Below are 11,213 nucleotides of genomic sequence, written 5' to 3' on the forward strand. Positions count from 1 at the left end.
ATTTCGAACACATTGGTATTACTGAATCTGAGTACTGTAACGGTAATCAGTAATACGCATTTATAATTAATATATTGACATGCATAAGCAAAAAACGCTGCTCATAAATGAATTATTGAGCAGCGCAGTCTGACATTCATACATTAAGATTTAAAATTGATATTGCAAGCCTAGTTGTACTGAGCTGTCTTTATTGTCACGTGCAAAGGTTGTATCGCCATTCAGATATGCATAAACGTTTTTATGAACCTTGTTACTCACACTCAGCTCAAAACGTCCATAGTCATCATCTTTATCTGTTTGGGTAATACTAACGTTTCTCGTTTGTCCATCAGCTAAAGACGTTGTCGATAAACTATCTGTTAAACCATCGTCGATCACATGCATGTAAGCGATTTTACCTTGAAGTTTGGCAGGCGTGCCCATCAAATCAAAACCATACTGTAGCTGGTAACCAAGCTCTGAATTCCATGCCTCGCTAGAGGTGCTATCAACCTTTAACGCAGTGCGAGAGTTTGCATTGCCACTGGTATAACCATCTATGTCTGTATCACTGTAATTCAGACCCAAAAATACACCATGCGCGACGTTTTTCTGAATAAGAAAGTTATAGCCAAGCTCATTATATGCGCTAAACACATCGGCATCAGAACTACCGCGTTCGCTATTGTTGATAATGTTTATGCCGTCATTGCCATCCAGTTTTACCGTTCTATTAACGTCCAAGTCATGTTTAGATAAACTCAAAGACGTGGTATTCCACCAAGCCGTGTCTTTGCCGCCCAGTAACGAATAGGCTTGCACACCATAGCTTGTGTCTTTTTTAATACCGTTTTCTACGCTTTTGTTGTTTTGATTGGCTGCTTGTACACCTGCGCCAACACGCCAGCTCGGCTGTACCATATACTCGCCATATAGACCAATATTAGCGCGAGTGCCCTCTTGCACCTCATTAGCATCCACGTAGCTTTGGGAGCCATCTACCCAAACCTGAGTGCGCGACTCGGCATCAAAAGGCTCCGTATCATCAAGAGTATGCAATGCCAAAGCATTGGCGCGTTCTAGCACTGCTGAGTGTGAGTCGGTGGCATTGGTTTTTAACGCGGTGCCCATCGTGTTTTGCAGATTGATGGCGCTCTTGGTTGAGGCGATGATATCAGCATTGGTTTGCTCCACAATCAATCTGCTAATGATACGTGAGTAGTCGCGCATTCTTTGCGCTATGCGCTCTTCACCGAAGGCTGCAGTAAGCACTTCTTCGTTATCTAATGCAGGATTGTGCCACGTATAGCCGCCTGGAATATCTGGGTTTTCAGTTTGCGTATAACCATCATAATCAGGCCCAAGGCTCCAGTTAGTAGCCTCAAATCCGACAACCTGCATGATACTATCAAAAGATTCCTGATCGCTACAGCAGCCAACGCCATAAGGCTCGTATGGCTCTGTCTCACCTGGTGCAATAATGGCTGGATTGACTTCTAGTGTAATACCAAGCGCTTTAGCAATACGCAGTGCGTTTTCACGCAAACTTACATTGGCAGCCACTTCGTTGCCATCATTGTCATAAGCATTTCGCCCTGCATTGGCATACATTTTATCGCCTGTAATCAGACTGTCTAGGTTAATCATACCCAACGCTGTTGATTTTTCCGCGTCAGTGAGCTGATCAACAAACGCCCTTGAACCATTGAGACCGCCCTCCTCTGCACCAAATGCCACAAATTGGATGTCATGCTCTGTCTCAATACCTGTCAGGTTTTTGGTCAACTCAGTTAAGACGCCAGACCCAGAAGCATTATCGTCCAGTGCCTCTAGATTTGCATAGTTTGGATAGGCAACGGCAGAATCATAATGTGCGCCGACAAATAGCGTTCTGTTGGTATCAGCCCTGCCTTTTTGAGTCACGACAACGTTATTACTCGTTAACGTCTGACCTCTGAACAAACCACGAGGCGCTACGAAATCAAACGTTTGACGATTGACTTGGTTGTTACTGCCATCGATGGTCATGCGCTGCTGCATATAATCAGCGGCTTGGACTTCTTTATCGGAACCTGTATAACGACCAGCATAATCACGGGCGAGCGTCAGCGCCGTTTCTGTCCCATAATCACCGTAGTTGGCCTCTGCAAATACTTGCGAGCCTGTAAGCAGTGTCAGCGCCGCAACCACTGAAATCTTAAGCGGTGATAAATTAGTATCCAAACTGCTTCTCCTTGGTTAAAGAACGGTAAACGATACTGAAAAATAACCTAAAATAATGCAGTTTACAAGATAAAAGACATATGTTTGCTTATTTGATTTTTAAGCAGGATGGTGACTCATCAAAACGCTATGTACCTATGTAGTTACCTATCCGTGACTAATACTTACGGATCACTGTTTGGTATTAATTTCCCCCACCATACTGCTGATTTATCGGTTCATTTAGGAATGATTTACTGATACTTAGCTTTGGTTAGGTCAATGGCATCCAACTGTACTTCAACCACACGAAGTGCCATCGTCTTCCAGTCTAGCTCCAGTCCATCGGCGAACACCACATGGTGACTGATACTGACGTACCCATGTACGATTGCCCAAATATCCAACGCTATTTGCCGACGTTGCGTCATACTAGCATCTTCTGATAAATAAGAACCCGCCACCCGAACCAACTTTGAAAATGCGCTATCTCTTGCTGCAATGGCCTCGATAGAGGGCTGATACCCTGCATCAGATTCCCCAAAAATCAGCCTATAATGCGCTTCATATTTCTCGCCTACATTGAGATACCCTAGGCACGCCTCTAGCACTTGCTCTTTACTTGCCTTGCCTTCTGGAATGACATCCATGGCTTCACGAACGAAATTAAACCCTTCTATGTACAGCGCATCTAGTATGCCTTGCTTACCTTGGAAGTGACTGTATATGCCGATGGTGGACAGTCCTGCCCGCTTGGATATAGCGCGTACACTCAAGGCGTCTCCGCCCCCTTCTAAGAAAAGCTCAGATGCGGCGTTTAGTATTTTGGTTCTGGCATCCATTAGATTCTCACTATGTCTTGACAATTATAACAGTGTTATTCTAGTATATAACACTGTTATGCACAAACAATTATGAATTGATTGTATTGATAAAAACTCAACTTAAGAGTAAGGACGCTATGAGTATTCAACAGCTAGAAACGGATTATCTAATCATTGGTAGTGGCGCGGTGGGCATGGCTTTTGCCGATGTGCTGCTCACAGAAACAGATGCTAATATTATTATCGTTGATAAACATCATAAGCCAGGCGGTCATTGGAACGATGCCTATTCATTTGTCACACTGCATCAGCCATCGTCTTTTTATGGTGTTAGCTCGCGTGAGCTTTGCGGCGGTATGATTGATAAAATTGGTTTAAATAAAGGCTTGTCCGAGCTGGCGTCAGGCGCAGAAGTCATGGCGTACTTCGATAAAGTCATGAAGCATACGTTTTTACCAAGTGGCCGCGTGAAGTACTTCCCGATGTGTGAGTACAAAGGCGACGGCAAGTTTTCATCGTTGCTGTCTGATACCAGCTATGAAGTTAAGGTCAATAAGAAGGTCATTGATGGCACTTATTTTAAGACCTCAGTACCAGCGACCCATACCCCAAACTTTGAGATTGCTGAAGATGTTAAGTTTGGCCCGTTAAATGATTTGCCAAGTCTAACCAAACTCCGTGATGGTTACGTGATTATCGGCGGCGGAAAAACAGGTATAGATGCGGTTTTATGGCTACTAGAAAACCAAATTGATCCAGACCATATCACATGGATTATGCCAAGAGATGCTTGGCTGATCGATCGTAAAAACACCCAACCCTCTCGTGATTTTTTCACCCATACTATTGGAGCACAGGCTACTCAGGCAGAAGCGATTGCTGAAGCTAAAAACATCGAAGACCTGTTTAATCGTTTAGAAAAAGGCGGGGTATTAATGCGCATTGATCCAAATGTACGCCCGCAAATGTTCCATGGTGCTACCATTAGTAGTGAAGAGCTGAATCAGTTACGTAGGGTTAAAAACATTGTACGTAAAGGTCGCGTGACTCGCTTAGATACTGACAAGATTTATTTTGGTGAGGACAGCATTTCAACTACCCCTAACACCATGCATATCGACTGCTCTGCACGAGCGGTACCAGTGACAGAGACGTACGATGTATTCAAAGGTGATACTGTGGTGGTGCAAACCGTACGTACCTATCAGCCTGTATTTAGTGCCGCATTTATCGCCCACATCGAGGCCAATTACGATGATGAAACCATCAAAAACGAGTTGTGCCAAGTGGTGCCAATCCCAAATCATGATACGGACTTTTTGGTTGGCCTTGTTAAACAAATGCAGAATCAGATGCGTTGGTCAAAAGAGCCTACGCTACGTGAATGGATGATCAACAATCGCTTAGATGGCTTCACCAAATTGGTACGAGCCAGCGAAGACCCCCCTCCTGAAGAGCTTGCTATTCTTAAGCGTTTAAAAGAAGCAGGACCAAAAGCCGCTGCAAACATGCCCAAACTCATGGGTGAAATCATGCAGATTACGGCAGCGCGTCAAGCCAAAACTGCTAATGCTTAATCCGACAACTATAAAATAAAAAAGGAAATAACCATGCAAGAATTTCAAACCAACAAAGCAAACCTAACCCAAGCTCGCCTGCAAGAGACGCCTATCCATAATCTTGGCGATAGTGAAGTACGTGTCAAAGTTGATCGCTTTGCCTTTACTGCGAATAATATTACTTATGCAGTCATGGGTGACCAATTACGCTATTGGCAGTTTTTTCCGCCAAATGGTGACGAATCTGAGAAATGGGGCATTATTCCAGTTTGGGGCTTTGGTGATGTTATTGAGTCCAATAGCGACGCACTACCTGTTGGTGAGCGCTTATTCGGTTACTTCCCGCCCGCCAATGAATTAATCATAACACCCAAGCGAGTCACGCAGAGCAGCCTGCTAGATGGTAGTGCCCATCGTGCTGAGCTACCACCCGGCTACAACCTATATCAGCGCGTCAACCATGAGCGAGGCTATGACCGCGCCCATGACGATCAGCGCATGCTGTTGTTCGTATTGCACCTGACCTCATTTTGCTTACATGACCTATTGAAGAGTAATGACTGGTTTGGTGCAGAGCAAGTGGTGATTATCAGTGCATCGAGTAAGACCAGTACTGGCTTAGCATATGGCCTAGCTGATAATAAAGACTCACCGCACGTTATCGGCCTCACCTCAAACCGTCATATAGATTTTGTTAAGTCAATTGACGCTTATGACAGTGTGCTTAGCTATGACACTCTTGAGCATATTGATGCAACTAAGCCGACGGTTATTGTCGATATGTCGGCCAATACTGACGTGCTTAGCCGTCTACATAGACACTTAGGCGACAACATGCGCTATACCAGCAATGTCGGTCTTACGCACTGGGACGAACCACGTCATACTGAAGGTATCATTCAAGAACGTAGCCAACAGTTTTTTGCGCCCAGTCATGTACAGCAACGTATGAAAGAATGGGGCCCTGAAGAGTTCAATAAACGCTCTATGCGTTACATCATGAATAGCACCGCAAAAACTAGTGCGTGGTTAAAGATTCAAGAGCTTGATGGAGTCAATGGCTTACTAGAGGTTTATAAAGATATCTGCGAAGGTAAGATAGCTGCTGATGAAGGTTTGGTAGTCGTCATGGGTGACAGTGAAAAAGACTAAGCTGTAAAATTTATCGACTATTTATCATTACCAAAATGAAAATAAAAAAGTAGAGAGCCTAGTCAATAAGCTCTCTGCTTTTTTTGTGCGTTATCTACTGACTACAGACATACGCCCTACTCATAACTTTTAAAATTAAAAACTGTGGTTTACGCTGTAGTTTACATTGCGGTTTAATGCACCCACCCTTCGTCTTTCAGATAATCATGCAACCCTTCAGCGAACTGTCTATAGCCTGCCGCATTGGCATGAATTTTATCAGATTTCAATGCATCATCTGACAGTACAGTGGACCAGCCATCAGAATACAGAGGTATGCCTTCAGCTTCCGCAATATCTTCATACAGTGGATTATCACTGGCCTTACCAAACAAGGCGCTGGTACTGAGATGCGGCTCAGCGATTAGGACAACATCAATATTTTTGGATTGTAAGGTGTCTATAGTTGCGATGATATTAGCCCGTGTCGTATCAGGCGCAATGCGCTGCAATACATCATTACCACCCACACCCAGTAAAACCAAATCTGGGTTTTGCTCAGTGATCTCATTCACTCGAGTAAGCACATCTGCAGAAGTGTCACCATTGACCCCTGCATTAACGACGTTCCATTTACTTAGCTCTGCTAGCACCGTAGGATACGCTGTTTCATCATTTGCGCCATAACCATAGGTCAATGAGTCGCCAAGTGCGACCACTGTGCTACCAGCGGGCAAGGCCATCTGTGTCGGCTCGCTACCACAGCCAGTCATACTGATAGTCGCTGACAACCCTATACCTGCTAGCATTAAGAACCTACTACGTAGCTTCACGTCTTCTCTCCTCCTGTTTTTATTGAGTTAAACTTATTGGAATTAGCTTCAAGTTTTTAAAAATCTATTATTTAACTCTTGTTGTATATTGCTCATTAACCGTTGTATAGTCAATACAGGAGATAGACTACCTGTTGGGCGCAGTACAAGTGCTACTCTACTTAGCATAGACAGTGTATTCATCATGAAGTATAACTTTACCAAGGATACGTGAGGTATTTATGAATAAAACAGCATCTCAAAGTCAGTCTAAAGATGGAAACCCAGACAAAGAAAAATCTGCAAATCAAAGCCAGAGTCAGAGTCAATCCATCAAAGTGCCCAATGACAATACTAAAAGTCCCGCGTCAACACCGACCGAAGATACCTTAAGAAAAGACACTTCAGAAAAACCTGAGCAAAAACCACAAAGTTTCGATGAATTGCAGATAAGTAAGGGTAAGTATCGCCCAGTGGCACAAGCTGTTGGCCATTGGCTTGATAACATCAACATGGATGCTCTCAATTATCTAAACGAACAAGCAGAAAATATCTTTTATCGTAAAGGGGTCACCTTTACGGTCTATAGCGACGCCAAAAACATCGAGCGTATGATTCCGTTTGATATCATTCCACGTATTATTGCAGCGAGCGAATGGAAACAAATAGAAGCAGGCTGTAAACAGCGGATCACCGCTCTCAATGCATTCTTACATGATATCTACCATGACCAAGCCATCATGAAGGCAGATATTGTCCCTGCCAGCTACGTCTATGCCAGTGGCTGCTATGAGCCATGGATGATGGGCATTGAGCTCGACAAACCTATTTATTCTCATATCAGCGGTATCGATTTAATTCGAGACGAGACAGGTAAATTTTGTGTGTTAGAGGATAACCTGCGTACTCCGTCAGGCGTCTCATATATGCTTGAGAGTCGCAATATATCAGAGACGCTCTTAGCTGATATATTTACTGAAACGCCTATTATGGGTATCAGTGATTATCCTAACCGACTCAAAGCCTGTCTTGCCAGCTCAACATCCAAGTATGATCCACAAGTCGTCATTTTAACGCCAGGTCGCTTTAATAGTGCCTATTATGAGCATGCCTTCTTAGCGCATGAGATGAATGTACCACTCGTCCATGGTTATGATTTGGTCGTTGAGGACAGTAAAGTCTATATGCAAGGCATTCGCGGCAAGGTACAAGTCGATGTGATCTACCGCCGCATTGATGATCCATATATTGATCCGTTAGCCTTTAAATCTGACTCCATATTGGGTGTATCAGGGCTAATGAGTGCTTATCGCGCTGGCAACGTGGTGATTGTTAATGCTCCAGGTACAGGCGTGGCCGATGATAAGAGTTTATATCCTTTTGTACCAGATATGATTAAATTCTACTTAAATGAAGAGCCTATCCTACCTAATATTGAGACATACCAGTGCCGTAAGCCTGACGATCTCAAATATGTGCTCGACAATCTAGACAAGCTGGTGGTAAAAGAAACGCAAGGCTCAGGCGGCTACGGGATGCTTATTGGTCCAACATCGACCAAAAAAGAAGTCGAAGAATATCGCCTGCGTCTGCTTGAAAATCCAGCCGGTTTTATTGCACAGCCAACCATCTCACTATCTACCAACCCCACTGCCGTGAGCGATGGTATCGCACCGCGTCATATTGACTTGCGTCCCTTTATCCTTAGTCATGGTGATGGCACAGTAGATATTGTACCCGGTGGTCTGACACGAGTGGCCATGGTTGAAGGCTCTTTGGTCGTCAATTCATCACAAGGTGGTGGTATAAAAGACACTTGGATTATTGATGACAGTGATTTAGACAGCCAGCAAACCGACAAGTGCTCGCCTTTATCATCAATAGGGGTCAATTCTTCAGGACACGCGAACTACTATGATCGAGTCCAGCCCTTAGAAACAGGTTACGAGAGTTTAGATGATGCGCCCATGATACTGCTACTCTCTACCGCCAGCCACTTGATATGGCTAGGCCGATATAGTGAGCGCCTGTATTACTACGACGATGTGATGAAACAACTCATCAAAGGCGATCTCAAAAAATCACAGATCAGACATCTAATTAGTCATTTAGGGTTTGCTGTTGATGGTGAAGTATCACTGACCACCATGAAAGCACAAATGATGGCCGATTTGGAACAAAACATCATACCAAACATCGTGCAATCGATTGAAGACAATGTCCAAGAGGCCAAAGGTGTCATTGGTAAAGATACTGCTGAGTTATATAACTTGATCAAGCGTTTATCGAGTGCTGGCACGTATCGAGCAGCGACTTTGCAGCTACACGCGTGTAACGCTGCGATGAAACAAGAAAATCCGACAGTGACTTGCTTCTGGCAATTAGGGCGTCACTTTGAGCAGCTTGAGCGTGCCGTCTTGTTGGGAGAGGATTCAACAGAGATCAGTTTTGAATTCAGACACTGGATTAATGAGTTGCCGGAGAACACGCGCTGGCGTGAACTTATCCGCTTGACCAACCAGATGATCAGGTCAAAGAAATTTAGTGATTTTGCGCTGATTAGCAAAGAGTTCAATCTCATATTGCGTCAAGGTGTATAGACAGCTAATGAGACATATGGAATAAACAGAAGATAGAAAGATGCTATAAGGAAAATGCCATGAAACTTCAAATCAGTCACCAAACCAACTATTATTACGATGAGCTGGCACAGCGCAGTGTACAGTATATACGCATGACCCCCATGCAAATGCCGCATCAGACCATTCATAAATGGGATGTGATGCTCCCTAAAGTGGCGACCAACCAAAAGGACGGCTTTGGTAATGCATGGCTCACGCTCAGTCGTAACGAGGCACATAACAACTTACAAATGCAGGCGTCAGGTATCGTTGAGATTAACACCGAAACCGAACGTTTAGAGGATATGGATCATGTCCCCTACCTGCTATTTACCGTACAAACCCCGTTGACCAAATGCTCACAAGAGATGCGAGAATTCGCAGCGCCATACCTAAAAACCCCTACTCATGACAGCTTAAAGGCAATGGCAAATGCCCTTATTATGAAAATGCCTTTTGTTAAAGACGTCACGCATGTGGGTACGACCGCTGCTGAGGCGTTTGCGACAAGTGCAGGTGTGTGCCAAGACCATACGCATGTATTTTTAGGTATCTTGCGCGATCAACAGATTCCAGCGCGTTATGTGTCCGGTTATCTGTATGACGATACCGAAAATCACATGGCCAGTCACGCATGGGCTGAGGTTTGGCTGGATGGTTACTGGTATACTTTTGATATCTCAAATCAAGCATTTACCCCAAGCTCACATGTGTATGTGGCTATTGGGCGAGACTATCTAGATACAGCGCCTGTTCGCGGTGTGCGTATGGGCGGCGGTTACGAAAATCTTTACAGTTTGGTATTAGTCAAAAAGCTATCATAGCGTTTGCTATTTTTTATTACGTTTATTCATCAAGGGTATTTTATGACTTATTGTGCTGCCATTCGTCTAAAAGACGGTATGGTCTTTGCCAGTGACACGCGCACTAATGCCGGTGTTGATCACATATCGACATTCAGAAAGTTGTATCAATATGGCGTTGAGGGCGAGCGCTTTATGGTGTTACAGACAGCTGGCAGCTTAGCGACATCGCAGGCAGTGTTCAATAATCTACAAAGCGACATTGACCAGCGTGCTGAGAGTAACCTCAATACAGTAGCGACGTTGTTTGATGCCGCGCAAATGGTTGGCGAATGTATGCGTGATGTTATGAATCATGCAAAAGCGGTCGCTAATTCTACTCGCGATGGCGCCTTTACCAGCTCGTTTATGCTTGGCGGTCAAATCAAAGGACAGCCACCTGAGCTATACCTGATTTATCCTGAAGGCAATTGCATCAAAGCCACTGAAGATACGCCCTTCTTTCAGTTGGGCGAAAGCAAGTATGGCAAACCCATTTTGGATCGTTCTGTCAGCTATAACACGGATGTAAGACACGCGGCACGTGCGTTGATGCTGTCATTTGATTCCACGATTCACTCAAATCTATCAGTCGGTATGCCGATAGATTTTGTACTTTATGACAATGACAGCCTAGCTCTGCCCAACGGCCGACGTATTGATGAGCGTGACGAGTACTTTAATACCATCCGTCATCAATGGTCAGATGCGTTACGTCGCACTTTGGTTGAATTGCCTAAATGTCCTGATGGTTATTGGGGATAAATAGTTCCGTATAAAATCATACTTTCTGTACTAAAAAGCCCTTTGTAATAGACAAAGGGCTTTTTTATTATCAACTAATAATCAGGCAATAAAAAACCGGAATAGCGCTGAATAAACAGCCCTACTCCGGTTTTGCTTTAAAGACCTTGAATGTCATCATAATGATGTCACACTCAATTGTTGTGTAATCTACCTCATGACCTGGTACATGGAAGACTCACTGGACTGCACCTAGATAAAGGCCCTAGTGCATTAGCTCAATCACGATTGCGTGATTGCGCCAGCGAGCTAATGACACTAGGGCCTTTATCTAGGTATTAGCAGGACTGAAACAGTCTTCCTTGGGTAAAATGTAATGGCTTGACTCGTGGACGACGCAACGTCGCCCCTCACCGTAAACGGTGAAACGCTAAATCTCACAACTCGTTAAGTTTGCCTCATAACAGTTATTATTGTCAATATATAATTGCAAATA

Annotated in this window: 8 protein-coding genes; 5 read left to right on the forward strand and 3 right to left on the reverse strand. The window is 44.1% G+C overall.

What is annotated here, in order from left to right:
• Window positions 1-150: 150 nt before the first annotated feature.
• The gene (locus tag ACQKCP_RS03580) at window positions 151-2,205 is read right to left on the reverse strand and encodes an autotransporter domain-containing protein (RefSeq protein ID WP_427611323.1); all 2,055 of its coding nucleotides are present in this window, start codon (window positions 2,203-2,205) and stop codon (window positions 151-153) included.
• Between the two features lie 233 nt (window positions 2,206-2,438).
• Window positions 2,439-3,026, reverse strand: coding sequence for a TetR/AcrR family transcriptional regulator (locus tag ACQKCP_RS03585; protein WP_427611324.1), 588 nt, complete (start codon window positions 3,024-3,026; stop codon window positions 2,439-2,441).
• 119 nt (window positions 3,027-3,145) lie between these two features.
• Between ACQKCP_RS03585 and ACQKCP_RS03590 the strand changes: the two genes are divergently transcribed.
• Together ACQKCP_RS03590 and ACQKCP_RS03595 are read left to right on the forward strand one after the other, a co-directional pair.
• Entirely contained in the window at window positions 3,146-4,585 is a 1,440-nt protein-coding gene (locus ACQKCP_RS03590; RefSeq protein ID WP_427611325.1) for an NAD(P)-binding protein, read from the forward strand.
• A 33-nt stretch (window positions 4,586-4,618) separates the two neighbouring features.
• Window positions 4,619-5,719, forward strand: coding sequence for a DUF2855 family protein (locus ACQKCP_RS03595; protein ID WP_427611326.1), 1,101 nt, complete (start codon window positions 4,619-4,621; stop codon window positions 5,717-5,719).
• A 173-nt stretch (window positions 5,720-5,892) separates the two neighbouring features.
• On the opposite strand, the gene ACQKCP_RS03600 is transcribed toward ACQKCP_RS03595, so the two are convergent.
• Window positions 5,893-6,531: a GDSL-type esterase/lipase family protein gene (locus ACQKCP_RS03600; RefSeq protein WP_427611327.1), complete on the reverse strand. Its 639-nt coding sequence runs from the start codon at window positions 6,529-6,531 to the stop codon at window positions 5,893-5,895.
• Window positions 6,532-6,752: 221 nt separating this feature from the next.
• Here ACQKCP_RS03600 and ACQKCP_RS03605 point away from each other — a divergent pair, with 221 nt between their 5' ends.
• The 3 genes from ACQKCP_RS03605 to ACQKCP_RS03615 are packed head-to-tail and all read left to right on the forward strand — an operon-like array spanning window position 6,753 to window position 10,738.
• Entirely contained in the window at window positions 6,753-9,110 is a 2,358-nt protein-coding gene (locus ACQKCP_RS03605; protein WP_427611328.1) for a circularly permuted type 2 ATP-grasp protein, read from the forward strand.
• A 59-nt stretch (window positions 9,111-9,169) separates the two neighbouring features.
• Window positions 9,170-9,955: a transglutaminase family protein gene (locus ACQKCP_RS03610; protein ID WP_201568944.1), complete on the forward strand. Its 786-nt coding sequence runs from the start codon at window positions 9,170-9,172 to the stop codon at window positions 9,953-9,955.
• A 42-nt stretch (window positions 9,956-9,997) separates the two neighbouring features.
• Complete coding sequence (locus ACQKCP_RS03615; RefSeq protein WP_427611329.1) at window positions 9,998-10,738, forward strand: peptidase; 741 nt, start codon at window positions 9,998-10,000, stop codon at window positions 10,736-10,738.
• Window positions 10,739-11,213: the final 475 nt, after the last annotated feature.

The sequence above is a fragment of the Psychrobacter sp. NPDC078631 genome, assembly GCF_050268165.1.
GTDB lineage: Bacteria > Pseudomonadota > Gammaproteobacteria > Pseudomonadales > Moraxellaceae > Psychrobacter.

What these genes read in the sequence shown, in the direction of transcription:
- ACQKCP_RS03585 (WP_427611324.1), bottom strand. Translation starts at nt 3,026, where the DNA reads ATGGATGCCAGAACCAAAATACTAAACGCCGCATCTGAGCTTTTCTTA.
- ACQKCP_RS03590 (WP_427611325.1), top strand. Translation starts at nt 3,146, where the DNA reads ATGAGTATTCAACAGCTAGAAACGGATTATCTAATCATTGGTAGTGGC.
- ACQKCP_RS03595 (WP_427611326.1), top strand. Translation starts at nt 4,619, where the DNA reads ATGCAAGAATTTCAAACCAACAAAGCAAACCTAACCCAAGCTCGCCTG.
- ACQKCP_RS03605 (WP_427611328.1), top strand. Translation starts at nt 6,753, where the DNA reads ATGAATAAAACAGCATCTCAAAGTCAGTCTAAAGATGGAAACCCAGAC.
- ACQKCP_RS03610 (WP_201568944.1), top strand. Translation starts at nt 9,170, where the DNA reads ATGAAACTTCAAATCAGTCACCAAACCAACTATTATTACGATGAGCTG.
- ACQKCP_RS03615 (WP_427611329.1), top strand. Translation starts at nt 9,998, where the DNA reads ATGACTTATTGTGCTGCCATTCGTCTAAAAGACGGTATGGTCTTTGCC.